Genomic DNA, 25,534 nt, shown 5'->3' with positions numbered 1-25,534 from the left:
ATCTTCGGTAGGGAAGGCGGGATCGTCATGACGGTCACCAACCAGCAGGTGGCAGCCCATCCGTTTCTGAAGGGGCTGTTCGAGGACGATTACTACCCCGATCAGGTCGTCACCAGAGGGAAGGACATCCTGCTGAGGCTGTGCGCGCGGATCGAGGCCGAACAGCCGTCGGACCTGGCGGCTCTCTACGCGCTGACCGAAGTGGCAACGGAGGAGTTCAACGCGCTGGAGGCGGAGTTCGAGGCAGCCGGCAGCGAGATCGAGACGGTCGCGCGTGAGGAGATCTGCGAGGACTTCGGGTTCGTGGCGTCGGCGTACGGGTTCGAGGACGCCGACGTCGAGGAGTTGGTGGCCGGACGGGACTGGTGAACGTCACTGTGGGTCGACGGGTCGCGTCACGCTCCCCCGCGGTCGCCCGGCCCGTCCAACACCCCGGGTCGGAACGGCTCCACCCCCACCACCCGCCGCACCCGCGTCACCTCGATGAGGAGCATCACGCGCCGCTCCCCAGGCAGCAGCCACGGATACCGGTCCTCGCCGATGTACTTCCGCGTGAGCCGGTCCATGGAACGTTCCGCCTCCTCGCCCTCCACGAAGCGCACCACGCGCCCCCGGATCTCCGCACGGTCGTACGGGTTCTCGGGATCGTGATGGGAGAGCGAGACGTTCGGATTGCGGCGGAGGTTCTCCTCCTTCACGCGGCCGATGGCCGTGTTGACCATGACATGGTCACCCTCGATGTCGACCCACATCGGCGACACCTGCGGCATGCCGTCCGCACCGACCGTCGCGAGGTGCCAGAAGTTCGGGGCGAGCAGCCGCTCCCGTATGTGCCCCTCGATCTTCTCCGTCCTACCGCTCACAGGTCCACCGCTCTCCGACGCCACCCGGCGCCCTCCAAAACCCGCCAAGCCACCCACCCGGGCAACCCGGCCTCACCCTGACCGCAGCCTTCAGCCCGCGGCCACCGACCACCGTACGCGCCCCCGTCCCTCCCAACATGCCCAGCTGAACGGATACTTGACGTTCGCACGCCCATCGGACACCGAGGACAGACGACCCCCACGGCAGCCCACGGCAGCTACGGCAAAAACGGCCAGACAGCGGCGGCACATCAACGGACCGCACAAATCGCGCCGCCCCTACTCGCCGGTCACCAGCCCCACGCCACCCGACCGAACCCCCCACCACACCGCACCCGCCTTCGGCACTCCCCCACAGCGCCGGCACCTCGACCCTCTCAAGCCCCCGCACGCCTTACCGGCGCACGCCCGCGCATATGCCCCACCACCTTGCCGTTCGCATGATCGGCCACCGATGTACACCCCTCGCACGCCCCCTCGCACCCCTCATCCGACTTCCACCCCACGGTCTCCGGCAGGCACGAGAGCCCCGGAATCACCACCTGAAGCCGTAACTTTCAACGATCTGTCATTGTGGCCGAACAGAACGTAGCCACCGCCGCCCCGCCCCCCTAGCTTGTGGCGCGTGCGCCGACCCCCAGTTCCCCCACCGCCCACGCCACCGACCCCGCCCTTCGACGCCCACGCCGCCCGCAGACTCCGTACGGCCCTCGGAATGGGCCCCGAGCACGTCGCGTACGGGATGCGGGTCTCGTACGGGCTGCCGTACATCACTCCCGACCACGTCATCGCCTGGGAACGCAACATCATGGCCCCCGGAACTCATGAACTCGCCGCTCTCGCCGGTGTGTTGTGGTGTGCGCCCTGCGAACTCATCGGCCGTCCCCGCACCTTGCGCGAGCACCGCGCCGCAAGGGGGCTCAGCGCCGAGGACGTCGCCCGGGCCGTCGGGCTCGAACTCCTCGTCTACGCACGGATGGAGGAGAGCGGCGAATGGCGCGGCACCGAGCGGCAGTCCGCGATTCTCGCCGAGGTGCTCGAACTCTCGCTCGCCGACTTCATGACCCTGACCGGCCTCGACGGCAAGCTCGCCTGCCTGCTGCGCAGCGCGGTCACGACACGCTGGCAGGCGTACGTCCGCCCCGTCAGCAAGATGGTGCCGCTGAACCGGCGCCTCCTGGAGAGCACCCTCCAGGAGCTGCACCGCTACTACCAGGGGCAGTTGAGCGCCACCCTGACCTGGTCGGACGGCTCCGCGGCGACCGAGGCGAGTTACATCGGACGCGACTTCCTCGACCGGATCGTGGAGCACTTCTGGGCGAGGGTCGACACCTACGTGCCCCACACCCGCTGACAGCCCCAAGCACGCAGGGCGCCCGGGGCACCCAGACCTAGAAAACCGACTCCGCCTCGTCCATCCGGTCCTTCGGGACCGTCTTCAACTCGGTGACCGCCTCCGCCAGCGGCACCATCACCACGTCCGTCCCGCGCAGCGCCGTCATCCGCCCGAACGCGCCCTGGTGCGCGGCCTCCACCGCGTGCCAGCCGAACCGGGTCGCGAGGACGCGGTCGTACGCGGTGGGCGTGCCGCCGCGCTGGATGTGGCCGAGGATGACCGGCTTGGCCTCCTTGCCGAGCCGCCGTTCCAGCTCGTACGCCAGGGCCGTACCGATGCCCTGGAAGCGCTCGTGGCCGAACTGGTCGATCGCGCCGTGGCCGTAGTCCATGGTGCCCTCGGCCGGGTGCGCGCCCTCGGCGACACAGATGACCGCGAACTTCTTGCCGCGCGCGAACCGCTCCTCGACCATCTTCACGACGTGAGCGGGGTCGAAGGGGCGCTCGGGAAGGCAGATGCCGTGCGCGCCGGCGGCCATGCCGGACTCCAGGGCGATCCAGCCCGCGTGCCGGCCCATGACCTCGACGACCATCACGCGCTGATGCGACTCCGCGGTGGTCTTCAGGCGGTCCATCGCCTCCGTCGCGACGCCCACCGCCGTGTCGAAGCCGAACGTACGGTCCGTCGAGGAGATGTCGTTGTCGATCGTCTTCGGAACGCCGACCACCGGCAGGCGGGCATCACTCAGCATCCGGGCCGCCGTCAGCGTTCCCTCGCCGCCGATCGGGATCAGGACGTCGATGCCGAACTCGCGGGCCATGTCCTGCGCGTTCTCGCAGGCCTCGCGCAGCCGGTCGCGCTGGAGCCGGGACGAGCCGAGAATGGTGCCGCCGCGGGCGAGGATGCCGCTGACATCGTCGAGGTCGAGGCTGCGGTAGCGGCCGTCGAGCAGCCCCGCGTAACCGTCCTCGAAGCCGATGACCTCGTCGTCGTACTGGGTGACCGCTCGGTGCACAACCGACCGGATCACTGCGTTCAGGCCCGGACAGTCGCCGCCTGCGGTGAGAACTCCGATGCGCATCGTGCTGTGTCTCCTGCTCGCTGTGATCGGTCTGATCGCTTTGATCGCTCTGCTTGCCTGTGATGCCGGTGAGCCACTCCAATTGTTTCACGCCCCGGCCGGACCCTCGATCCTGACGGGCGTCCTAGCCAGCGCCGCGGGTACTGTCAAGAGGGTTCCGCTCACCCCTAGCGGGCCGTTTGTGCGAGCGGCGACGCGCGCACCGGAACGATCAATGACGCGCAAGGAAACGGAGAGCACGCGTGACGACCCGCAGTGTGTACGTGACCGGGATCGACCGTGGCGACGGCCGCCAGGTCGTCGAGCTGGGAGTCATGGAACTCCTGACCCGGCAGGTCGACCGCGTGGGCGTCTTCCGCCCCCTGGTGCACGACAACCCGGACCGTCTCTTCGAGCTGCTGCGCGCCCGCTACCGCCTCTCGCAGGACCCGTCGACCGTGTACGGCATGGACTACCCGGAGGCGTCCGCGCTCCAGGCCGAGCAGGGCACCGACGAACTCGTCTCCACCCTCGTCGACCGCTTCCTGCGCGTCGCCCGCGAGTACGACGTCGTCCTCGTCCTCGGCACCGACTTCGCCGACACCCAGTTCCCGGACGAGCTGGCCCTCAACGCCCGCCTCGCGAACGAGTTCGGCGCGTCCGTCGTCGCCGTCGTCGGCGGACGCGACCAGACCGCCGAGTCGGTGCTCGCCGAGACGCGCAACGCGTACCGCGCGTACGAGGCGCTGGGCTGCGACGTCCTCGCCATGGTCGCCAACCGCGTCGCCCGCGAGGACCGCGCCGGCATCGCCCAGGGTCTCGACTCCCGCCTTCCCGTGCCCTGTTACGTCCTTCCCGACGAGCCCGCCCTCTCCGCGCCGACGGTCGCCCAGATCACCCACGCGCTCGGCGGCAAGGTGCTCCTCGGCGACGACTCGGGGCTCGCCCGGGACGCGCTGGACTTCGTCTTCGGCGGCGCGATGCTGCCCAACTTCCTGACCGCGCTGACCCCCGGCTGCCTGGTCGTCACGCCGGGTGACCGCGCCGACCTGGTGGTCGGCGCCCTGGCCGCGCACAGCGCCGGTACGCCGCCCATCGCGGGCGTCCTGCTGACCCTGAACGAGCGCCCCAGTAACGAGGTCCTCACCCTCGCCGCCCGCCTGGCCCCGGGTACCCCGGTCATCTCCGTGCCCGGCACCAGCTTCCCCACCGCCGCCCAACTCTTCTCCCTGGAGGGGAAGTTGAACGCGGCCACCCCGCGCAAGGCGGAGACGGCGCTGGGCCTCTTCGAGCGGCACGTCGACACGACCGAGCTCCTCAGGCGGGTCTCCGCGCCCAGCAGTGACCGCGTCACCCCCATGATGTTCGAGCACAAGCTCCTCGAACGCGCCCGCGCCGACAAGCGCCGGGTCGTCCTCCCCGAGGGCACCGAGGAGCGTGTCCTGCACGCCGCCGAGGTGCTGCTGCGCCGGGGCGTGTGCGACCTGACACTGCTCGGCCCGGTCGACGGCATCCGCAAGAAGGCCGCCGACCTGGGCATCGACCTCGGCGGCTGCCAGCTGATCGACCCGCAGACCTCCGAACTGCGGGACCGGTTCGCCGAGAAGTACGCCCAGCTCCGCGCACACCGGGGCGTCACGGTCGAACTGGCCTACGACGTCGTCTCGGACGTCAACTACTTCGGCACCCTGATGGTCCAGGAGGGCCTTGCCGACGGCATGGTGTCGGGCTCGGTCCACTCGACGGCCGCGACGATCCGGCCCGCCTTCGAGATCATCAAGACGAAGCCGGACGCCTCGATCGTGTCCTCGGTCTTCTTCATGTGCCTGGCCGACAAGGTCCTGGTCTACGGCGACTGCGCGGTCAACCCCGACCCGAACGCCGAGCAGTTGGCCGACATCGCCATTCAGTCGGCCGCCACCGCCGAGCAGTTCGGCGTGGCGCCGAGGATCGCGATGCTGTCGTACTCGACGGGTACGTCCGGTTCGGGCGCGGACGTCGACAAGGTGCGGGAGGCGACGGAACTGGTGCGCTCCCGGCGCCCGGACCTGCGTATCGAAGGCCCGATCCAGTACGACGCGGCCGTGGAGCCGACCGTGGCCGCCACCAAGCTGCCCGGCTCCGAAGTCGCGGGCCAGGCAAGCGTGTTGATCTTCCCTGACCTCAACACCGGCAACAACACCTACAAGGCCGTGCAGCGTTCGGCCGGCGCGATCGCCGTCGGCCCGGTCCTCCAGGGCCTGCGCAAGCCGGTCAACGACCTGTCCCGGGGCGCCCTGGTCCCGGACATCGTCACCACGGTCGCCATCACGGCGATCCAGGCCCAGACAGCCACCGCCGACGCCGACACCGGCCCCACCCCTACCGAAAAGGCAGCCGCGCAGTGACCGCGACCCGCGTCCTCGTCCTCAACTCCGGCTCGTCGTCGGTGAAGTACCAGCTGCTCGACATGCGCGACAGCAGCCGGCTCGCCATGGGCCTGGTGGAACGCATCGGCGAGGAGACATCCCGCCTGAAGCACACCCCGCTGGCGACCGGGGGCGCGTCCCGCGAGCGGACGGGCCCGATCGCCGACCACGAGGCGGCCCTGAAGGCGGTGGCGGAGGAGTTGGCGAAGGACGAACTGGGTCTGGACTCCCCGGAGTTGGCGGCCATCGGCCACCGGGTCGTGCACGGCGGCCAGTCCTTCACCGAGCCGACGGTCGTCGACGACACGGTCCTCGCCGAGATCGAGCGCCTGATCCCGGTGGCCCCGCTGCACAACCCGGCGAACCTCACCGGCATCCGTACCGCCCAGGCCCTGCGCCCCGACCTCCCCCAGGTCGCGGTCTTCGACACGGCCTTCCACACCACGATGCCGGAGTCGGCGGCCCGCTACGCGATCGACGTGAAGACGGCCGACGAGCACCGCATCAGGCGGTACGGGTTCCACGGCACGTCCCACGCGTACGTGTCGCGGGAGACGGCGCGGCTCCTGGGCCGGGCGCCCGAGGACGTGAACGTGATCGTGCTGCACCTGGGCAACGGGGCGTCGGCGTCGGCCGTGCGGGGCGGGAAGTGCGTGGACACCTCGATGGGGCTGACGCCACTGGAGGGGTTGGTCATGGGGACCCGCTCCGGTGACCTGGACCCGGCCGTCATCTTCCATTTGACGCGTGTTGGCGGAATGTCCACGGACGAGATCGACACTCTTCTCAACAAGAAGAGCGGCCTGCTCGGTCTGTGCGGAGACAACGACATGCGGGAAATCCGCCGCCGTATCGACGAGGGCGGCGCGGACGCCCCGGCGGCCCGGCTGGCCTTCGAGATCTACATCCACCGTCTGAAGAAGTACATCGGCGCCTATTACGCGGTACTCGGCCGGGTGGACGCCATCGCGTTCACGGCCGGAGTGGGCGAGAACGCGGCGCCGGTGCGCGAGGCCGCGGTGGCGGGCCTGGAGGGCCTCGGCATGGCCGTGGACGACGCCCTGAACACCGTACGGAGCCAGGAGGCCCGGCTGATCTCACCCGCGGGCTCCCCGGTCGCGGTGGCGGTCGTCCCGACGGACGAGGAGCTGGAGATCGCGACACAGACGTACGCGCTGGTGGGCACGGCGAGAACGGACAACTGAAGACACGTAACGGATATTGGACGAACATTGGGAAACATTGGGCAGACATTGCCGGAAGAGCCTCACCTGAGCGCTATCCCGCCCCTTTGTGTCCAGTAGGTGCTTCTACGTCGTCCACCAGGCGGAATATTCCGAAGCGAAACAAACCGATAGGATCGCCCCATGCGCCGTTCGAAAATCGTTTGTACTCTCGGCCCCGCGGTCGACTCCCACGAAATGCTCGTGTCGCTGATCGAGGCCGGGATGAACGTGGCCCGCTTCAACTTCAGCCACGGGTCGCACGCCGAGCACCAGGGCCGCTACGACCGGGTCCGGGCCGCCGCCAAGGAGACCGGGCGGGCCATCGGTGTCCTCGCCGACCTGCAGGGCCCGAAGATCCGCCTGGAGACCTTCGCGGAGGGCCCCGTCGAGCTGGTGCGGGGCGACGAGTTCGTCATCACCACCGAGGACGTCCCCGGCGACAAGACCATCTGCGGTACGACGTACAAGGGCCTGCCGGGTGATGTGTCGCGCGGCGACCAGATCCTGATCAACGACGGCAACGTCGAGCTGAAGGTCGTGGACGTCGAGGGTCCGCGGGTGAAGTCGATCGTCATCGAGGGCGGTGTCATCTCGGACCACAAGGGCATCAACCTGCCCGGCGCGGCCGTGAACGTCCCGGCCCTCTCCGAGAAGGACATCGACGACCTGCGCTTCGCCCTGCGCATGGGCTGCGACCTGGTCGCCCTGTCGTTCGTCCGCGACGCCAGTGACGTGGACGACGTCCACAAGATCATGGACGAGGAGGGTCGCCGCGTCCCGGTCATCGCCAAGGTGGAGAAGCCCCAGGCGGTGGACAACATGGACGCCGTCGTCGCGGCCTTCGACGGTGTGATGGTGGCCCGCGGCGACCTCGCCGTCGAGTACCCCCTCGAAAAGGTCCCGATGGTGCAGAAGCGCCTGGTGGAGCTGTGCCGCCGCAACGCCAAGCCGGTGATCGTCGCGACCCAGATGATGGAGTCGATGATCACCAACTCCCGCCCGACGCGCGCCGAGGCGTCCGACGTGGCGAACGCGATCCTGGACGGCGCGGACGCGGTCATGCTGTCGGCCGAGTCGTCGGTCGGCGCGTATCCGATCGAGACGGTCCGCACGATGTCGAAGATCGTGGCGGCGGCGGAGGAGGAGCTCCTCTCCAAGGGCCTCCAGCCCCTCGTCCCCGGCAAGAAGCCGAAGACGCAGGGCGGCTCGGTCGCCCGCGCGGCCTGCGAGATCGCCGACTTCCTCGGCGGCAAGGGCCTGGTGGCCTTCACCAAGTCCGGCGACACGGCCCGCCGCCTCTCCCGCTACCGCGCGGCCCAGCCGATCGTCGCCTTCACCACCGACGAGGGCACCCGCAACCAGCTCTCCCTGAGCTGGGGCGTCGACTCGTACGTCGTCCCGTTCGTCAACAGCACGGACGAGATGGTCTCCCTGGTCGACCAGGAGATGCTGAAGCTCGGCCGCTTCAACATCGGCGAGGTCGTCGTCATGACGGCCGGCTCCCCGCCCGGAGTCCCCGGCACCACGAACATGGTCCGGGTTCATCACTTGGGCGAGGGCGAACACGCGTGATGTGACGCCGGTACGGCTGTGAGGGCGCCTCCTGTGGTGTGTGACAGGGGGCGCCCTCGGCTTTTTGCCGTTGGATCACGCGGCCGGCGATGCTCCCACCGTCTCCCGCAGCAAGTCATTGTCGCCACGCCTTCTACCGACTGGCCACCAGTTTCCCTGCGCTACAGGAGGTGGTCTGCTTTGCCGGCCTTGATGTCGTGGATGAGGGTGCGGAGGGCTTCTCGGGTGTCGGTGAGATAGGTGTCCTCCTGGCCTGCGATGGCGATGTAGGCGTTGTTGTGGGGGTCGGTGCCTAATTGCGGAAGCAGTTGTTTCCTTCGGCACAGAAGGGCTCTTCCCAGGTGATCTCAGGCATGACGGCTCTCCTCGAAGCTGCTGGGCGATGGCGTGGATGAGGTCGCGTGAGTCCTGGGGGCTCAGGGTGTGGGTGTGCCACCAGTCCATGTGGGCGCGGTACTTGGCGAGTTGTGACTCGGCGTGGGTGAACTCACCCCCGTGCGCGGAGTCCAACTGCACGGTGTCCAGTTGGGGGACGGCCCCGTCGGCGTACAGGACGGCGTGCCCGGCGCCGGGGAAGGCTCCGGCCTCGACGGGCAGCACACGTACGTCGACGTGCTTGCGCTCGGACGCCTCGCACAGGTGGGTGAGCTGCTCGCGGGTGGACCGACGCCCGCCGAACTGCATGCGCAGCGCCCACTCGTGCACGTACGCGATGTAGTCGACGGGGTTGTCGCGGTCGAGCACCTGCTGACGTTGCAGTCGCTGTACGACGCGTAGTTCCACCTGCGGCTTGGGCAGCGGGGGCAGAGCTGAGTCGAATACGGCCCGGGCATAGCCGCCGAGTTGAAGCAGCCCCGGAATGTGGACAGTCTGGTAGCTGCGCAGCCGGGTGGCGAACCACTCCAACTCGGCCACATCCAGGAGCCCTTGAGGAAGAGCGCCCCTGAACCTCTCCCACCAGCCGCGACTGCGTGAGTCGGTTAGGGCCACGAGCGCGTTGACGTAGGCCTCGTCCGCGCAGTCGTAGTTGCTGGCGAGTATCCGGATCCGCTCGAGCGAGGTGGCTCGTACGCCCGACTCCATGTTGGACACCTTCGTCCGGTCCAGCCCGAGCAGCCCGGCGGCGTACTCCGTGGTCAGGCCATCGCGCTCGCCGGCGTCGACCTCGGCCTGGCTGCCCCACAGCCGCACCGCGGTCTCCGTCAGGTCAAAATCCTTGGCGATCTGACCGACCGAGCGGTCACCACGCCGGCACAGCTCGACGATCTCGGCCTTGAACTCCAGCGTGAACGAACGGCGAGGCCGAGGCTTCTTCTTCCCCATGCTCTCCATGATGGACATCCTCCCGGGGCAGAACCCCTGATCTCAGATGTCCGTCAAGGCGAATCAAGCCCAACCCTGCCTGCCGAGGCGGTGAGTTCGCGGGTTGCCCGGGCTACGACTCGGGTTGTTCTCCAGACACATGGGCTGGAGGAAATGGCGGACGCCGCATTGCAGGTGGTGGGTGAACTGACGGCGTGCGCTTTCCGGTTCACTGCGGATGCCTCGGTGCACGTGTCGCTGTGATGGTGGGAGAGGGAACTGCAAGTGGTTCTCTACGACGGTCACCGGAGGCACACTCATCCCCGGCTCGCTGCGGCTTGCGATGAGCGGAGGGGGGATGCGTTGCGGGTTCTGGGGTGCGTGGTCGAGGGGTGTGGCGGGGAGTGGGGGTTCGGGGAGGCTCGGGAACCGGGAGGGGGGACGCGGATGTGGGCTGCGCTGCCTTGGGCAGGGGCTCGGGAATTTGCGGGGGTGAGGGCCGGGAGGGGGTGACCTGGGGCGGGGCGATTGCTGGCGCCGCCCCAAACCTCGCTCACTTCACCGAAACACCCACAGGCCCGCCCCGGACCAGCCACTTCGCAGCACCGTTCCGGCCGGGCCAGGCCGGTCGGGCTGCCCGGCGTCTGCCAGCCAGCTGGCTGGCTGGCTGGCTGGCTGGCTGGCTGGCTGGCTGATCAACGGAACTGCCTGCTTCGAGTTCGAGTCGCGTTCGATGCTGGACCATGAGTGACAAGGTGAGGGCGGCACCCGCGATACGGGTGCCGCCCTCACCTTGTATGTCCGCAGCGCCGAGCGTCAGAAGAGGTTCCCCGAATCCGTCGGGAAGTCCGGCGGCCAGGGCCCGGCGTACAGCGACTCCCGGTCGCCCATCAGCGCGTACTCCGCCTCGCGCCAGTCCGGAGGGCTGCTGACGACGAAGCTGTCACCGTCAGGGGCCAGCATCCAGGTGTAGATCGCCTCGTCGGGCTCCAGCCCGTGCCGCTCCGCCAGCACCGCGAACTCGTCCGGACTGGCGTGCCGGATGTGCAGGCCGTTGTGGAAGTAGGGCTGCAGGAGCATCAGCCTCACGTTGCCGACATGCACCTCGATGTGGGTCGTGGTCCGGTCGATCAGCGTCGCTTCGCTCTGCAGGAAGAGCTGCCGGTGGGACGGGTTGAACCCGACCACTCGGAACAGCCTCCCGGTACGGATGAAATCGGTCATGCCCCAAGCCCTCTCTTGATCACGGCACCGGCTCCCCGTTGGCCAGCTTGAAGCGCTCGGGCTCGACGTCCTTTCCGTCCCAGCGCCACGTGATCGTCTTCCAGTCACGTTGGCCCAGCCTGACCGCGGTGCGCAGCTTTATCATCTCCCACGCGGTGCCGTAGCCCTCGGACCTGATCAGCGCCCAGTCGCTGCCCTTGATCGTCTCACCCCGCTCCAGGAGCAGCTTGAGCGCTTCGTTCTCGTTGGTGGCACCGCGGACGCCGTCCAGTGAGACCGTCAGCCGCACGTTGGGGTTGGACACCGTCCGTTCGACTCCGACCGTCCAGATCGGACGCTCGCCCATACCCATTGCTCGTGGCAGCTCCGCGCCGTAAGCACCGTTGTTGAACGTCTTGGCGCCGATCGCCTTCGCCAGTTTGTCCGCGTGGGGGTTGATTCCGAGGACGACGTGGTCCCCGTCCTTCACCAGGTCCTTGAGGACCTTCTCTATGCATTCCTGAGGCGAGCTCTGGGCAGCGAGCGCCCGGGCTCCGACGGTCAGTAGCGACCTCGAAGTGCCTGTTTCACAGGCCTCGAAGACCGCCTGCATGATCTTGCTTGCGATGCCCGCGACGGCGACCTCGGAGAACCGGAGGGAGCGCAGGGCCGCCCACGCGTCGATGAATCCGATCCCGGTCCTGACTGCACCGTCCATCGCCCGGACGGCGTCCGCGATGGGGCGGATGATCTTGCCGGCGAACAGTGACGCCACATCCACCACGGCCCAGGCGCAACCGCCCCAGCTCCCGTTCTCACCACCTGGGGTGAGTTTCTGGGCGCATCGGATCCAGCTGCCGAAGAGGATGTCGACGGGGTCGACGCCCTCCTGGTACTCCGCGATCGTGATGGTGTGCGTGACCTCGGTGTACTGCGTGTCCGTCTTGTGCTCGCCCAGGTACACCGTGTCCCCGGAGTAGCACGAGTTCTCCCAGACCTCCGTACGGCACAGGTACAGATCGAGATCGGCCTTGTAGCCGATCTTCTCGGTCATCGTGCAGTCGCCGTCGTAGAAGAGCTGGTCCCACCAGCCGTCGCAGCCCTCGCTCTTCTTGAGGACCTTCGGTTCGCCGACCTTCTCGATGTGGTCGACGACGTAGAACACGCCGCCGATGAGTCCGCCGGCCTCGTCCGGGACCGTCCCGGACTCGATCTGCCCGGTGTTCCCCGCGTTCTCGGCCTGCGTCGCGGCTTCCTGGGCGGACTCGGCGTACTTCTGGGCGTCCTTGGCGGCTTCCTCCGCAGCCGTCGCGGCGGCGTCGGCCCGCTCGGCGGCGGCCCTGGCCTGACTGGCGGACTCCTCCGCCTGCGCGGCAGCAGCACGGGCAGCGGCGGCGTCGAGGGCGGCGGCGTCGGCGGAGGTGCGGGCGTCTGCGGCGTAGCCTTCGGCGCGGCCCGCGGCCTTGTCGGCGGCCTCCGCGTCGGCCGTGGCCTGTCGGCCGTACTCGATGGTGCGGGCCAGTGACTGCTGCGCCTTCGCCGCGGCGGTCGCCGCAGCGGCCGCGTAGGTCAGTGCCTCCTTCGAGTAACCGCGGGCGTCCGCGGCGTACTTGGCGGCGTTCGCCGCGTGCTGGTAGGCGACCTTGGCGTCACCCTGTGCCTGGTTGGCGATGACCTGGGCGGCAGCCGCTTCCTCGGCCGCGTTGGTGGCGTGGGCGTCCGCGACGGCCTTCTGCTGCTCGGCGATGGTCTTCGCCGCCTGGCCGGACAGGACCACCAGGGAAGCGGCCGAGTCCTTGGTGACGTACGGCGAGCCGAGCTGGATCGCGTCGTTCGCGGGAGCCGCGACCTGCGCGGCCGAGTTCCCGGCGTCCACCGCCGCCTGCGCGGTGACATAGGCGAACCCCGCCGCCTTCGCTGCGGCGGCGGTGGCCTTGTCGGCCTCGGCCTGCGCCGCGTCCGCCTCGGCCTTGGCCGCCTTCGCCTGCGCCTCTGCCTCGTTGGCCGCCTCGACCGACAACGCGGCCTCGGCCGAAGCGTGCTCGGCGGCGTCGATGGCGTCGGCGGCGGCGCTGGTCGCGGTGCGCACCGCGGCGTCCGCCCGCAGCTTCGCCGCCTGCGCCTCGTCCGCGGCTGCCCGGGAGCGCTTGGCTGCGGCCTCCGCGCGGGTCGCCGCCGCGTCCGCGTCCGCTGCAGCCTGGGTGGCCGCGTCGGCTGCGGTACGGGCCCGGCCGGCCGCCGCCTCGGCGTCGTTCGCATGCCCGTCGGCCTCATTGGCAGCCGCCCGCGCGGCGTCCGCCGCATCCCCCGCTTCCAGGGATTCGGCGTAGGCCTGCTTGGCGTCGGCCTTGGCGCGCGACGCGTCCGCCTTCTGCTCGGCGTCCCACGCGTCGTCACGCAGTTCCTTGGCACGATCCCGGGCGGTCTCGGCGTCCTCCTTCCGGGCCACCGCGGTGGCCTCCGACGCCTCGGCCCTGCCCTTGGCGGTCTCGGCGTTGGCCGCTTCGGTTTCCGCGGTCTGCCGATGCCTGGCCGCCTCCGACTTCTTGACGTCGGCGGTCTCCTTCTCCTTCTTCGCCGTGGCCTCTTCGGCCTCGGCCTTCAGCCGCTTGGCGTGCGCATCAGCCGCCGCCGCCTTCGCGTCCGCCTCCGCGACCAGGGACTCGGCCAGCTTGGCTTCGGCCAGCTCCTTGTCCTTCTTGGCGTTGTCGCGGTGCAGCTTGGCCGCGTCCGCTGCTGCCTTGGCCTGCAGTTCGGCCCGGTAGGCCGCCTGCTTGCGGAACTCCGCCTTGGACTGCGCGGCCTGCGCCAGCGCCCGCTGGGCGATCGTGGCGCTGTCCGCGGCAGCCGCCCGAGTGGCCGCCTCCGCGGTCTCACCGGCCTTCACCAGCGCCGCGACCGCAGCCGCCGCTCCCTGCGTGACCTGTGCCTTCTGCTGGCCCACCAGCAGACCACGGCCCCGCGGCGCCCCGCTGGCGTCCGCGATCGCGTACGCCGCCTGTTCGGCGGTGACGCTGGCGGTCTGGGCGGCCGTCGCGGCCGTGGCCTGGCGCTTGAGCTCGGCCAGCTCGGCCTGCGCTCCGGTGCGCGCGGCGGTCAGCCGCTGCGTGGCCTTGGTGAACTCCGCCGTCGGCGGAACCGTGCCGTTGTGCGCGGAGACCTTGAACAGCACCTTCTGCGTGGCAGCGGTGCTGCAGACGGCCGCAAGCGCGTCCTGTCCGGCGGTGTACGTGGGGAAGTTCAGGCACTTGTTCGCGCTCAGGTTCTGCAGGGTGGCACCGGCCCGGACGCTGAACTTCCACACCTGCGTGGGCGTGCCGAGGCAGGTCGAGATCTGGATCTTCGTCAGGTTGGTGGCGAGGTCGAGGCACTTCTGCGAGTTCACGTTCTGGAGGCTGTAGCCCTCGCCGTAGCCCCCGTTGACCCTCCACTGCTGGGCCGCCGCCGTGGAGCAGGCGACGACCTCGACAGCCGTGCCGTTCGCGGTGCCGGAACCCTGCACACCCAGGCACTTGCCGGCCGCGCCCGGGATCTGGACGGCCATCGGGGAGTCGCCGATCCAGCCGATGCCGCCCGAGGACCAGTAGTCCTGCCAGCGGGTGATGTGGTCGGCGACCCACGCGTGGCCGAGCATCTTGCCCAACGACTCGGAGGCCACGGTCAGCGCCTGGACGGCGTTCTTGTTCGCGGTCAGGATGTCGTTGCGCTTGGCGGCCTGCGAGCCGATCTCCCGCTGCCACTCCGCCGCAGCGGTCGCGGAGACCTCGCCCAGGACCTTCTCCGGGTCCATCGGGTCACGCCACGCACAGGCGGCGAACCGGGACTTGAGGTCCTCGACCACGACCCGGTGCTCGGCGGTACCCGGCACCGGTGCCTTGTTCGGGAAGCCGCCCGAGCTCAGGAAGATGCGGGCGTTGTCCGCGCCGGTCGGCTCCATGCCCCAGGCCGTCAGGATCTTGTAGGCATCCCGCAGAGCGAGCCGTCGGTCCCAGTCCGGCAGGGACGGGTCGGGGTCACTGCCGTACAGCGGTTGCCCCAGAGCCTTGACCGCCGCGACGGTCTCTGCGTCGGCCAGCGGAGTCGGGTCCTCGTAGAAGTCGTTCTCGGACTTCCAGAACCGGTCGGCGATCCACGCCATGAGGCCGGTCTGAGAGTGGAAGTCCTCACCGTCGTGACCGCCGGTCCCGGGCGGCCACTCGAAGTCGGCGGAGGATCCGAAGCCTCCCGGCGTCTCAAGCCCGGATATCTTCCAGCTGTTGTGGAGCGCGTCGAGCCGGTTCAGCTCGACGAGCGCGGCATCCCGGTCGGACTTGTACGCGGTGGCGAGCGGGGTGTTCTCCCAGTGCTCCCGAGCGGCCAGCTCCCGCAGCCGCTCCGGACTCTGGTTGAGCCCGTCCTTCGCGGTGGCGGCCATGGCCGGCCCGCCCAGCCGCAGTACGTCGCTCATCAGGCACTGGTCCTGCCGCAACTGCTCGGCGGCGGTGTCCTCGAACCAGTCGTAGTCGGCGGCCGGCTCGGTCCGCGGTGCCGTGTACTCGTTGTTCACACCCACCCCGGCCACCACGGCCATGGCGAGCAGCGGCGGGAGCAGACGGTTGGTCAAGCGAGAGAGTCGAAGCAGGGCTCTTGGAGACCCTGGGGGTCTGGAGCGCAATGGAGTACCTGTTCTCATCAGGGAGCCGACCGAAGGATGCGGTGGGCCGGCGTGACGCAGCGGCCTCGCGCCCTCGAATCTGACGGTCGCTCAAGAAATGGGTCCGAACATGGATAAAAGCCTGACCCCGAGGTCCGGATGACACCCGGAGAGCGGCAGGCGTGGATTGAGGATTACCTTGCCCAGCAGGGGAGTTGAGCAGATCAGAGGCGGGCCCGCGGTGCTGCCGAGAGCGGTGTTCCAGGCTCGTCGGAAACTGCGGGAGCCGCACGTCGACGCCTGCCCGAATGGTCGATCCGGATGATCGGTCTCGTCCGGCAGGAAGAAAGCACGACGAACACTCGGCCACGGCCGACGGGTGGCGTCACCGGCGGCCTGTCACGTAGGCAAGTCAAGAAGTTCGAGACCCCCGTCTCTGTTGCGCGTGCGGTCAACACGCGCCCCCCGTGCCCCTTTTCCCACAGGGACCGGATCATCATGGCACCGAGAAATCGTTTACGAAACCCCTATTTAGCCATTACGTTCGAATCTTGGCCACCTCCCGCACAGGCCTGTGGCCCGACCCTCCGCCAACAGCGGTAGGCCGGGCCACAGTCCTCGGTGCGGCTCCCGAACAGGATGGTGAGCGCTCAGGTCGTGTACTGGTGCAGGCCCGGGATCGTCAGCGTGCCGCCGAACTGGCCGGCCTGGATGACCTTCACGTTCGTGAAGTAGATCAACGGGATGTTCAGCGGCGGGGGGTGCTTCGGGTCGAACGTCACTGGGATCAGGCCGAACAGGTTGCCGGAGATGCTCTCCGTGTACATGATCGTCTTGCCGCCGTCGATCGTGGACTGCGAGCCCTTGGCCGCCTGCGCGTGATAGGTCTTGCCGGCCAGGTTGTCCTTGACCAGCTGGTGCAGGTCGCCGATATCCGTGCCGCCGGAGATCACGTACTTCAGGACGTCCTTGACCGTGCCGTCGGCGGTGCGCACCTTGACGATGCCCTGGTAGTCCGCTCCCTTGAGCAACAGCGAACTGGCCTGGAGGGTCCACGGCTCGTCAGGCAGCCTGATCGAGTTGTCGACGCCGCCCACATCGTCGGTGGATTCGGCGGGGCAGTCCTCCACGTTGGTGGTTTCGCTCGCCGAGGGGGTCGGGGACGCGGTGGCCTCGTCGGCTGCCTTCGTGGCGGCCTCTGTGGTCTCCTCGCTCGTCTTCGCCGCCGTGTCGGTGGCGTCCTTGAGGACCTCGGTGACCTTCGGCGCCGTGTCCTTGACCGTGGTGGTGTCGGTCGTGTCCTTGTCGGCCCCTTCCGCGGTCGCAGCGGGGGACGCGGTCGGCGCCGGAGTGGCGCTGGCGGCAGCCTCGGTGGTCTCCGTGGAGGTCGTCGTCGTGGACGCCGTGTCGCTCGACGAGTCGTTGCCGCCCGTGAAGACGTCCACGATCGCGTCGCCGATGGTCTCCAGCAGGCCGCCGCTCTCCTCGGTGGCGCTCGCGCTCGCCGAAGGGGTGGGCGTGGCCGTGTCGCTGTCGCCGCCGGTGTTGCCACTGGACGTCGTCTTGCTCGCGGAAGGCGTCGGGGTCGGCTCGGCCTCGTCGTCGGAACCTGAATCCGACGAAGGAGCGTCGTCCGGGGCCGAGTCATCGACGGAGGCCGACGGAGTCGGCGTCGCTTCGTCGGAGTCCTCGTCGGACGAGTTCTCCGAAGGGGTCACCGACGGGCTCGCCGATGCCGAGGCCTCGTCCGTCATCGCCGCGACGCAGGCCTTGTACTCTTCGGCCGTCATGCTGTTCGTCGTCGGCTGTTCGTCGGCACGTGCGAGCGTCGGCGTGAACCCCATGCCCATGAGCACCGCGGTCGGCATCGCCGCCAGGGCTATCGCCTTTCCGGCAGGCACATGGAACCTGGTGAACAGCGGCTTCCTCGGGGCCGCGTGCCGCGGCCCGGTTTTCCCGCGGGACGTGTCCACGTCAGTCCCGTGGGTCACCTCGTCAGCCGGCACTTCGCCTCCCGTTCGCCCCGTTCACCGGGCTCGTTTCTGACAGATCGTTCGGCTCGTACGGCTCGTTCGACTTGCTCATGTCCAGCGCGCCCGGCTCCGCCGCCGAGTCCACTCCGGCGGTTGCCTCGGCAGACACCGGGGCCTCAGGAGCCTCAGCTGCGGGGGCCGCATCCGTGCCGCCGTTGCCCGCCGCCGCTCCGTACTTCGTGTCCGGCTCCGGCTCACCGGGCGCCCAGGCGATGGCCAGCGCGCCGCCGACCAGGGCCAGCAGGAAGCCGACGACGAACCCACCGAAGTTGGAGATCGGGAGAGACACGAGTCCCAGCAGGATCGCGGCGGTGCCGGCGAAGGTCCGTACGTGCTTCTGGAACCAGAGGCTGATGCCCAGGACGACGAGCAGGGCTCCGATGATCAGCGATCCCGCGCCGGCCGTTGTGGACATGCGGATCGTGAGCTGCCCGAGCGTGAGGTGCGCGTAAGGGAAGTACATAATCGGGATACCGGCGAGCAGGACGAACAGACCGGCCCAGAACGGCCTCGTACCCCGCCAGGCGCGGAACTGCAGCCTCAACCGGATGAACAGATCAAGGGCGGCAGGAGTCTCGGCGCTCATGGAAACAGCTCCCTGGTGCGGTGTTGCTGTGGTGAGAGGCCTTCCGTCAACCCGTGGGGGCGATGCGCGAAGACCCGGTCGGAGAGGAGCGGGCGGGGGGCGCCTCACGGCTTCCCCCGCCCGTCACCGAGTGCTTAGTAGCACTCCTTGACACCCGAGTAGAGCTTCATGCTCAGACCGGGCAGCGTGAAGGTTCCGGCAGTGGTGGCCCACGCCGTCTGCTTCACCTTGTACAGATCCACCTTGTCCGCCGACTGGCCGAAGCCGTTGGGGTACGACTGCTCCTTGCCGCCCTTCATGGGCGGGTTCTTCAGGGAGCTGGCGGCGACGCCGATGTTCATGTCGCTGAACACGGCCTTCTCGGCGGCGAGGTCCTCGACGTCGATGTACAGGTTCTTGGCGGAAACCTGCTTGTCCTCGTCGTTACTCTTGCCCGCGGTCAGCTGCAGACTGACGGAACCCAAGAACGGGATGCCCGGCGTAACGACCGACTGGCACATGTTCTGGATACGGGCATCGGAGAACGCCGACACCGCAACCGGGTGAATGGCGTCCTTGCCGTCCAGCGTCTTACCGGCGTCGATGGCGCCGTACTGAGAGAAGCCCTCGCCATGGATGTAGTCAGCGCTGACCTTGAACGACTGGCCTGACACACTGAACGAAGCGGCGAGGGCACCCTGCGCGAGGGCAACACCTATACACGCCGTAGCGGCAACGCTGGGCACCATGACCACAGCGAAGCGCTTCCATCTTGTCCCGCCACGCACCTGGGACTCCATATTTTCCTCCTTCTCGGACGTACATCTCCTGGCCCTGGCTGCCCCATGACGGCGGCTCAGCCGGGCAGGGATGGGAGAAGTGCTACGTCCTCGGTAAGGAGAGCGCCGCGCTCGACGACGCGAACAGCGCCCGAATCACCAGCGATCACCCCCGAGCGACAACCATCTGGTCGCGCCTGACGCACATCACGCACAACCATGCCGGACAGGCTCCTCCCGAAGGCGAAGACCCCCCTGTCCGAGAGCCGGCGCCACTGCCGCCGACTCTGCCCGGTGGGGACCCAACAACTCCCGTCCGGCCGACTGGCTGTCGGCGTACGGGATAGGACCGAGCGACGCCGATCGTGGTGCATTCTCGCCGCCCGCACAAGGGGGTTCGTTACTGGCTAGTAACGGGCAGATAACCGAGCGGGGACCCGCGGGTGTCGCCCGACAACACTGGGTGGCCCTCAGAGGGGTGACAAACCGGCAACTTCCTGACCCAAACCCGACAGCGAGACACCGTCGACTTACTCCAAGTAACAGCGGCCGCAATTGCCAAGATTTGGCAAAGTGCGGCCGCATGAGCACTCGATCGACAAAATCTTCCCGCCGGCAACACGCGCCGCGGTGTTTAGCGACAGGTCAGACCACTGATCGATCAGCGACCCGCCGCCCACCCCGACCGACGGTCAGAACAACGCCCGCGCCAACGCCCGCCGGGCCGCCGCGACCCGGGGATCATCCGCGCCGACGACCTCGAACAGCTCAAGCAGCCGCAGCCGTACGGCATCCCGGTCGTCGCCCGCCGTACGCGCCACCGTCTCGATGAGCCGCCCGAACGCGTCCTCCACATGGCCGCCCACCAGATCCAGGTCGGCGGCGACGATCTGCGCCGTCGGGTCCCCCGGCTTCTCGGCGGCGTCCTTGCGCACCTGCTGCGGATCGACGTCCTGTACCCGCTGAAGCAACTCGGCCTGTACGAGGCCGAGTTTGGCCTCCATGTTCCCGGGGTCGTCGCTCAGCACGTTCTTGTACGCCTGCACCGCACCGCCCAGGTCCCCCGCGTCCAGGGCCTGCACGGCGGCTTCGAGCAGCGCGTCGTACGGCCCGACCGGGACCTGGGGGGCGACGGGCCGGTCGCCGGGTTCGGCGTCCGCGTCGACGACGAGGCCGGTGAGGCCGAAGCGCTGCTCCGCGACCTGCACGAGCTGATCGAGGGTCTGGCGGATCTGCTGTTCACCGGCGGCACCCTGGAAGAGGGGCAGGGCCTGCCCGGCGACGACGGCGAAGACGGCCGGGATCCCCTGGATGCCGAACTGCTGCATCAGCATCTGGTTGGCGTCGACGTCGACCTTGGCGAGGACGAAGCGCCCGTTGTACTCGACGGCCAGCCGCTCGAGAACGGGGCTCAACTGCTTGCACGGCTCGCACCACTCGGCCCAGAAGTCGATGACGACGGGCACCTCGGTGGAGCGCTGCAGGACGTCGAGTTCGAACCCGGCCTCGTCGACGTCGATGACGAGGTCGGCCGGCGACACGCCCCCTCCCCCGCCCTGCCGGGCGGCTTCGGCTCGCGCCTGCTCCGCCTTCGACTTGGCCTCCTGGGCCGCCTTCACCGCGGCGAGGTCGACGACCCCGCTCATGGACATGTTCCGTGGCTGCATGGGTCTATCCTCCCCCGTCCGGCACGCCCATGGGAAAGGCGTGGTGAAATGCGGTCCTGGTCGATGGTCACCGCTTTCGCTACGAGTCGTAGCGTAACGGCAGCGGCGGCCCCCTGGGAAGCACCCGAGGGTGACCTCCCTCACGGCCTCACAGGGCGGGATTGGCCGGTTATGGTCATGCCATGCAGAGCCGCAGCCCCGTCAGCCGCACGGGACGCCCCCGCAGCGCCGCCGCGGACACCGCGATCCTGGCGGCGACGCGGGAAGCGCTGGTCGAACTGGGCTGGTCCAAGCTGACGTTGGGGGACGTGGCCACGCGCGCGGGGGTGGCGAAGACGACCCTCTACCGCCGCTGGCCCGGCAAGAACGAACTGGTCGTCGACGCGGTGGCCGCCCTCTTCGACGAACTGGAAATGCCCGACCGGGGCAGCCTCGCCGCCGACATCGAGGGCGTCGTCCTCCAGTTCGCGGCGATCCTGGTGCGCCCGGAGATCAAGAGCGGCCTGATGGCGGTGGTCGCCGAGTCGACGCACGACGACGCACTGCGCGAACGCATCCGCGCGTCGATCGTGGACCGCCAGAAGCGCCTGGTCCTGGAAGGCCGCGCCCGCGCCCAGCAGCGCGGCGAACTCCCCCCGGAAACGGACCCGGAGGAGGCCGCCCGCACGGTGGACCTGATCTTCGACATGGTCGCGGGCGCGGTGGTGCACCGCACACTCGTGAGCGCGGAGCCGGTGGACCCGGAGTGGGCGGGAGCGTTCACCCGGGTACTGGTGCTGGGACTGGGCCGGAGCCAGTAGCGGTTACGCCTTGGCGACCACGGGCGTCGGCTCCGCGAGCTGTGCCGCCAGCTCGTGGCTGATCTTCCGCTCCACGAAGAACGCGGCAGTGGGGACGGTGCCGGCGAGCAGGACCCACAACTGCTTACGGACCGGCCACTTCGCCTTGGCACCAAGATCGAAGGCGAAGACCAGGTACACGATGTACAGCCACCCGTGCAGGATGCTCACGACCCGGGTGAAGTCCGCCGCGCCGCTGATGTCCAGCACATACTTGGCGATCATGCTGAAGGTCAGCAGAACCAGCAGGACACCGGTGACGTAGGCCATGACGCGATAGCGGGTCAACACGCTCTTTTTCATGCGTACGAGCGTAACCACCGGTTTACGGCGATCTTCCGGCGGCCCCGGCACCTGCCGACCACTGCCGACCTGCCGCCCTACTCCTCGTCGAAGTCGCTCGCCGCCACCCGCAACGGCCGCAGCATCGCGAAGATCTCCGCGCACTCCTCCGCGTCGTACACACCGAGGCCGAAGTCCATCGACATCAGGTCGCGGGTCGCCGCGTCGACCGTCTCGCGGCCCTTCTCGGTGATCGTGGCGAGGGTGCCGCGGCCGTCGTTCGGGTTGGGGCGTCTGGCGACGAGGCCCGACTTCACCAGGCGGTCCACCGTGTTGGTGACCGAGGTCGGGTGGACCATCAGTCGCTCGCCGATCTTGGACATCGGCAGCTCGCCCGCCTTGGAGAAGGTGAGCAGCACCAGCGCCTCGTACCGCGCGAACGTCAGACCGTACGGCTTCACCACCGCGTCGACCTCCGCGAGCAGGATCTGCTGTGCGCGCATGATCGAGGTGATCGCGGCCATGGACGGGACGTTTCCCCAGCGCTGCTTCCACAGTTCGTCTGCGCGGGCGATGGGGTCGAAGGGGAGACTGAGCGGCTTCGGCACGGCACCAGACCTTACCGGCCGGTCATATCGCGGTCAGCCCTGTCTCGCCCTTCGGTCCGGCCCGGCGTGCGCCAGGCCGTCCCGGTGTCGTATCCGTAGAGGTCAGCCCGCTTGTGCCACGATTGCTGACTGATCGTCACCGATCTCCGCCGATCCCGATCGTCACCTTGCCCAAGGGGGCCGTATGACCCGGCTGATCCCCACCCTCGCGGTGCTCGCGGCGCTCGGGCTCGCGGCCGGTTGCGCCTCCGCGCCCGAGGTGGGCGAGGCCGCCGTCGTCACCGGTGCCACCAAGGAGGCCTCCACCGACGGGAACCGGCTGTTCTGGGTCGATCCGGCCGGCCCCGCGGCCCGGCAGGTGCGGCTCTGGCAGCGGCAGGGCCGGGAGAAGGAGGCGCGGCTGCTGCGTCGGATCGCCGAGCAGCCCGCCGCGCTGTGGCCGGCCGGGGACGATCCGGTGCCGGTGATCCGGGCCGCCACCGGGGCGGCGGCGAGGGAAGGGCGTACGACCCTTTTCGTGGCGTACAACATTCCGCACCGCGACTGCGGTCAGCACTCGGCGGGCGGGGCCGGCGACGCGAACGCCTACCGGTCGTGGATCGGGCGCTTCGCCGAGGCCCTCGGGGACAGCCGGGCGCTGGTCGTCCTCGAACCGGACGCGGTCGCGCACGTCGTGGACGGCTGCACGCCCGGCGAGTACCACGCCGAGCGCGAGCGGCTGCTCGGGGAGGCCGTCGCGCGGCTCAAGCGGCAGCCCCGTACGACGGTGTATCTGGACGCCGGGAACCCCGACTGGATCGAGGAGCCGTCGAAGCTCGTCGAACCGCTGAAGCGGGCGGGGATCGCGCGGGCCGACGGTTTCGCGCTGAACGTCTCCAACTTCCAGACGGACGCGGCCACCCGGAAGTACGGAGTCGAGCTCTCCCGCGCACTCGACGGCAAGCACTTCGTCGTCGACACCAGCCGCAACGGGAACGGGCCGCTGGGCGGCGACCGCAGCGACGCCTGGTGCAATCCGCCGGGGCGCGCCCTCGGCACCCGCCCGACCACCCGCACCGGCGAGCCCGCCCTCGACGCCTACCTGTGGATCAAGCGGCCCGGCGAGTCGGACGGCGAGTGCCGGGGCGGACCGGCGGCCGGCCGGTGGTGGCCGGAGTACGCGCTCGGGCTGGCCCGCAACTCCCGTACGGGGTAGGCGACTTCACCTCACCTGGAGCCACTTCGCCTCCGACGGCGTGCCCTTCGCGTCCGTCACGAACAGCATGTACCAGCCGGGCGGCACGAGCGTCCGGTCCTTCGGTACGTCGACGGTCACCGAGGTGCGGTCCTTGCTGAGGGGGAGGTCGATGGAGCGCTGTTCGACGTCCGTCGTGTGGGTGACCGCGCTGGGACGCATCAGGCGGGCCTTCGCCACCCGTTCGGGGTGGGTGGTGGCGAAGGTCGCGCGGCCGAGTTTGTCGGTCTCCTGGGGGCCGTCCCCTAGTACGGGGCGGTTCCTGCCGTTCTTGTGCAGCGCGGGCGGGGTGAAGATCTCCATGCGCTGCTCGAAGTGACCGAGCTTGGTGTTCTGCTGGTTGTCGTAGAGCGGGTCGGAGCCGAAGGTGGCCACCCGGCCGTCGGGCAGGAGCAGCGCCTCGGAGTGGTAGTTGCGGCCCACCTTCGGGGAGGCCGCCGCACGGAACGCGTTGGCCTTGGGGTCGTAGAACTGCGCCTTGAGGATGTTGCTGCCGCTGCGGCCCCGGTAGTCGGCGGAGCCGTTGGACGTGAACACCGTGTCGTCCGGCATGAGGACGCTGTTCAGGTAGCGGGTGCCCTGGGGGAGGTCGGGGCCTGCCTCGAAGACCGGGTTGTCCTTCTTCAGGTCGATCACGGCCGTGCGCCGCGTCGCCTTCTTCGACTCGCCGACGCCTCCGCCGCCCAGGATCATCACCTTCTGGTCCTGCGCGGGCGGGAGGAGGACGGAGGCGGAGGTCTCGGTCTTGTCGGCGTCCGTCAGGCCCGGCACCTTCTCGAAGATGTTCTTCTCCAGGTCCCACAGTCCCGGCGCGCGGCCCTGGTCGGCGGGCCCGTAGCCGGCGTTGGAGGCCGGGTAGAACAGCTTGCCGCCCTTGGTGAGGAAGAGGGCGGGGTAGGTGGGGAAGTAGCGCTTGGGGCCCGGGGTCCACTTCTTCGTCCTCGGGTCGTAGATCTCGTTGTCCCCGGGGTCGATCGCGCCGACGTCGTCGAGCCCGGAGACGGCCAGGACCCGTCCGTCGTCGAGGCCGACGAGGGTCGGGTACCAGCGCGCCTTGTCCATCGGATCGACGGGGAGGTACTTCTCGGCCTTCGGATCGAACTCGTAGGCCGCCCTGATCCCCTGGAAGTCCTGCTTGTCCATGGTGATCTTCTCGGAGAGGCCGTACGTGTTGTCCGCGTCCTTGTCCTTCAGGCCGACGATCTCGTACTGCGCCTGCTTGGCGGTGATCGACACGGGCCCGGCCTCGGCCGCCTCGACGAAGACCCTGGCCTCGCTCGGGACGACCTTGGTCACCCAGGGCTGCATGACCCCGGCCGCGTTGTAGGTGATCTTCTGGGTGCGCTTGGCCTTGGGGACGGTGACGTCGAACCGGCTGACGTACTCGACGCCGGCCGGCGAGCGGAAGCGGGTGCCCTTCTTGAGGACCACCGGTTTGTCGGGGTTCTCGTTCTTGACGCGCATCCCGCCGCCGGCCCGCTCGACCTCGCCGTCGAGGAGTTCGTAACGGGCGGTGCCGCCGGCCACCAGGAGCCGTCCGTCGGGGAGTTGGGCGTGTCCGGCGCAGAAGAAGTCGTCGGGGGTGGCGATCTTCTTGAAGGTGTCCGTCCTCGGGTCCCAGAGGACCGTGTCGAACGACCCCTTGTCGAACTTCTTCTGCTCGTTCCCCGAGCCCGCGACGATCAGCACCTTGCCGGTGTGGAGCAGGGCCGCGTGGATGGCGTTGGTGCGGAACTCCTTCGGGATGTCGATCGCGCTCCAGGAGCCGTACTTCGCCCGGTAGCCGGGCTGGGCGATCTTGTACTCGTGGTACCGCTCACCGGCGAAGCCGAGCACGGCGGGGGCGTTGAGACCGGCGAGGAGGGCGACACCCCCGATGCCCAGGACGGTCTTCTTGGTCTTCTTCGACGGCTGGAAGGCCATG

At 69.1% G+C, this 25,534-nt stretch carries 18 protein-coding genes and 2 pseudogenes; 7 read left to right on the top strand and 13 right to left on the bottom strand.

The window, feature by feature from the left end; all coding sequences use genetic code 11:
* Window positions 1-27 precede the first annotated feature (27 nt).
* Window positions 28-369, top strand: a complete 342-nt coding sequence (locus IEY89_RS24555; RefSeq protein ID WP_189149642.1) for a DUF5713 family protein — start codon at window positions 28-30, stop codon at window positions 367-369.
* Window positions 370-395: 26 nt separating this feature from the next.
* On the opposite strand, the gene IEY89_RS24550 is transcribed toward IEY89_RS24555, so the two are convergent.
* Window positions 396-863, bottom strand: a complete 468-nt coding sequence (locus IEY89_RS24550; RefSeq protein ID WP_189149641.1) for a PPOX class F420-dependent oxidoreductase — start codon at window positions 861-863, stop codon at window positions 396-398.
* A gap of 625 nt (window positions 864-1,488) precedes the next feature.
* Between IEY89_RS24550 and IEY89_RS24545 the strand changes: the two genes are divergently transcribed.
* Complete coding sequence (locus tag IEY89_RS24545; RefSeq protein WP_373287286.1) at window positions 1,489-2,217, top strand: helix-turn-helix domain-containing protein; 729 nt, start codon at window positions 1,489-1,491, stop codon at window positions 2,215-2,217.
* A 37-nt stretch (window positions 2,218-2,254) separates the two neighbouring features.
* Here the strand turns inward: IEY89_RS24545 and IEY89_RS24540 are convergent, their stop codons facing one another.
* Window positions 2,255-3,280, bottom strand: coding sequence for an ATP-dependent 6-phosphofructokinase (locus tag IEY89_RS24540; protein WP_189149639.1), 1,026 nt, complete (start codon window positions 3,278-3,280; stop codon window positions 2,255-2,257).
* A 242-nt stretch (window positions 3,281-3,522) separates the two neighbouring features.
* On the opposite strand from IEY89_RS24540, the gene pta reads away from it, so the two are divergent.
* The 3 genes from pta (at window position 3,523) to pyk (ending at window position 8,465) form a co-directional block, all read left to right on the top strand.
* Window positions 3,523-5,646 (top strand): phosphate acetyltransferase, encoded by a 2,124-nt coding sequence (gene pta, locus IEY89_RS24535; protein ID WP_189149638.1) that lies wholly within the window; start codon window positions 3,523-3,525, stop codon window positions 5,644-5,646.
* Window positions 5,643-6,872 (top strand): acetate kinase, encoded by a 1,230-nt coding sequence (locus tag IEY89_RS24530; RefSeq protein WP_189149637.1) that lies wholly within the window; start codon window positions 5,643-5,645, stop codon window positions 6,870-6,872. Before pta ends, IEY89_RS24530 begins: the two co-directional genes overlap by 4 nt.
* Window positions 6,873-7,034: 162 nt before the next feature.
* Window positions 7,035-8,465, top strand: coding sequence for a pyruvate kinase (gene pyk / locus IEY89_RS24525; RefSeq protein ID WP_189149636.1), 1,431 nt, complete (start codon window positions 7,035-7,037; stop codon window positions 8,463-8,465).
* Between the two features lie 161 nt (window positions 8,466-8,626).
* Here the strand turns inward: pyk and IEY89_RS40895 are convergent.
* From IEY89_RS40895 to IEY89_RS24490, 8 genes and pseudogenes are all read right to left on the bottom strand, one after another.
* Window positions 8,627-8,820 (bottom strand): annotated as a pseudogene (locus tag IEY89_RS40895) (hypothetical protein).
* A 44-nt stretch (window positions 8,821-8,864) separates the two neighbouring features.
* Window positions 8,865-9,548 (bottom strand): annotated as a pseudogene (locus tag IEY89_RS24520) (DUF5753 domain-containing protein); the annotation flags it as partial.
* Between the two features lie 1,035 nt (window positions 9,549-10,583).
* The gene (locus tag IEY89_RS24515; RefSeq protein ID WP_189149634.1) at window positions 10,584-10,991 is read right to left on the bottom strand and encodes a hypothetical protein; all 408 of its coding nucleotides are present in this window, start codon (window positions 10,989-10,991) and stop codon (window positions 10,584-10,586) included.
* A 19-nt stretch (window positions 10,992-11,010) separates the two neighbouring features.
* Window positions 11,011-15,540, bottom strand: coding sequence for a polymorphic toxin type 27 domain-containing protein (locus IEY89_RS24510; RefSeq protein ID WP_189149670.1), 4,530 nt, complete (start codon window positions 15,538-15,540; stop codon window positions 11,011-11,013).
* A gap of 713 nt (window positions 15,541-16,253) precedes the next feature.
* Window positions 16,254-17,609 carry a hypothetical protein gene (locus tag IEY89_RS24505; RefSeq protein ID WP_189149633.1) on the bottom strand — a complete coding sequence of 452 codons (1,356 nt, stop codon included), beginning with the start codon at window positions 17,607-17,609 and terminating at the stop codon, window positions 16,254-16,256.
* Entirely contained in the window at window positions 17,599-18,222 is a 624-nt protein-coding gene (locus IEY89_RS24500) for a DUF6114 domain-containing protein (protein WP_189149632.1), read from the bottom strand. The genes IEY89_RS24505 and IEY89_RS24500 overlap by 11 nt, the downstream gene beginning before the upstream one ends.
* Before the next feature lie 134 nt (window positions 18,223-18,356).
* Window positions 18,357-19,001 carry a DUF6230 family protein gene (locus IEY89_RS24495; protein ID WP_189149631.1) on the bottom strand — a complete coding sequence of 215 codons (645 nt, stop codon included), beginning with the start codon at window positions 18,999-19,001 and terminating at the stop codon, window positions 18,357-18,359.
* Window positions 19,002-19,672: 671 nt separating this feature from the next.
* Window positions 19,673-20,647: a tetratricopeptide repeat protein gene (locus IEY89_RS24490; RefSeq protein WP_189149630.1), complete on the bottom strand. Its 975-nt coding sequence runs from the start codon at window positions 20,645-20,647 to the stop codon at window positions 19,673-19,675.
* A 182-nt stretch (window positions 20,648-20,829) separates the two neighbouring features.
* On the opposite strand from IEY89_RS24490, the gene IEY89_RS24485 reads away from it, so the two are divergent.
* The gene (locus IEY89_RS24485; RefSeq protein WP_189149629.1) at window positions 20,830-21,447 is read left to right on the top strand and encodes a TetR/AcrR family transcriptional regulator; all 618 of its coding nucleotides are present in this window, start codon (window positions 20,830-20,832) and stop codon (window positions 21,445-21,447) included.
* A 3-nt stretch (window positions 21,448-21,450) separates the two neighbouring features.
* Here the strand turns inward: IEY89_RS24485 and IEY89_RS24480 are convergent, their stop codons facing one another.
* Entirely contained in the window at window positions 21,451-21,789 is a 339-nt protein-coding gene (locus IEY89_RS24480; RefSeq protein WP_189149628.1) for a DUF3817 domain-containing protein, read from the bottom strand.
* Window positions 21,790-21,866: 77 nt separating this feature from the next.
* Window positions 21,867-22,376, bottom strand: a complete 510-nt coding sequence (locus IEY89_RS24475; protein ID WP_189149627.1) for a MarR family winged helix-turn-helix transcriptional regulator — start codon at window positions 22,374-22,376, stop codon at window positions 21,867-21,869.
* A gap of 184 nt (window positions 22,377-22,560) precedes the next feature.
* Here IEY89_RS24475 and IEY89_RS24470 point away from each other — a divergent pair, with 184 nt between their 5' ends.
* Window positions 22,561-23,571 (top strand): glycoside hydrolase family 6 protein, encoded by a 1,011-nt coding sequence (locus IEY89_RS24470; protein WP_189149626.1) that lies wholly within the window; start codon window positions 22,561-22,563, stop codon window positions 23,569-23,571.
* A 6-nt stretch (window positions 23,572-23,577) separates the two neighbouring features.
* Here the strand turns inward: IEY89_RS24470 and glxA are convergent, their stop codons facing one another.
* Complete coding sequence (glxA, locus tag IEY89_RS24465; RefSeq protein WP_189149625.1) at window positions 23,578-25,533, bottom strand: radical copper oxidase GlxA; 1,956 nt, start codon at window positions 25,531-25,533, stop codon at window positions 23,578-23,580.
* Between the last annotated feature and the right edge of the window lies 1 nt (window position 25,534).

The organism is Streptomyces lacrimifluminis, from assembly GCF_014646095.1.
GTDB classification, from domain to species: Bacteria; Actinomycetota; Actinomycetes; order Streptomycetales; family Streptomycetaceae; genus Streptomyces; species Streptomyces lacrimifluminis.
The sequence above is the reverse complement of the archived record's forward strand: the minus strand, read 5'-3'. Positions and strand labels throughout refer to the sequence as shown.

Bases quoted from the DNA above. Each gene is read 5' to 3' on its own strand.
- IEY89_RS24555 (WP_189149642.1), top strand. From the start codon at position 28: ATGACGGTCACCAACCAGCAGGTGGCAGCCCATCCGTTTCTGAAGGGG.
- IEY89_RS24540 (WP_189149639.1), bottom strand. From the start codon at position 3,280: ATGCGCATCGGAGTTCTCACCGCAGGCGGCGACTGTCCGGGCCTGAAC.
- pyk (WP_189149636.1), top strand. From the start codon at position 7,035: ATGCGCCGTTCGAAAATCGTTTGTACTCTCGGCCCCGCGGTCGACTCC.
- IEY89_RS24515 (WP_189149634.1), bottom strand. From the start codon at position 10,991: ATGACCGATTTCATCCGTACCGGGAGGCTGTTCCGAGTGGTCGGGTTC.
- IEY89_RS24510 (WP_189149670.1), bottom strand. From the start codon at position 15,540: ATGGCCGTGGTGGCCGGGGTGGGTGTGAACAACGAGTACACGGCACCG.
- IEY89_RS24500 (WP_189149632.1), bottom strand. From the start codon at position 18,222: ATGAGCGCCGAGACTCCTGCCGCCCTTGATCTGTTCATCCGGTTGAGG.
- IEY89_RS24495 (WP_189149631.1), bottom strand. From the start codon at position 19,001: ATGGAGTCCCAGGTGCGTGGCGGGACAAGATGGAAGCGCTTCGCTGTG.
- IEY89_RS24490 (WP_189149630.1), bottom strand. From the start codon at position 20,647: ATGCAGCCACGGAACATGTCCATGAGCGGGGTCGTCGACCTCGCCGCG.
- IEY89_RS24485 (WP_189149629.1), top strand. From the start codon at position 20,830: ATGCAGAGCCGCAGCCCCGTCAGCCGCACGGGACGCCCCCGCAGCGCC.
- IEY89_RS24480 (WP_189149628.1), bottom strand. From the start codon at position 21,789: ATGAAAAAGAGCGTGTTGACCCGCTATCGCGTCATGGCCTACGTCACC.
- IEY89_RS24470 (WP_189149626.1), top strand. From the start codon at position 22,561: ATGACCCGGCTGATCCCCACCCTCGCGGTGCTCGCGGCGCTCGGGCTC.
- glxA (WP_189149625.1), bottom strand. From the start codon at position 25,533: ATGGCCTTCCAGCCGTCGAAGAAGACCAAGAAGACCGTCCTGGGCATC.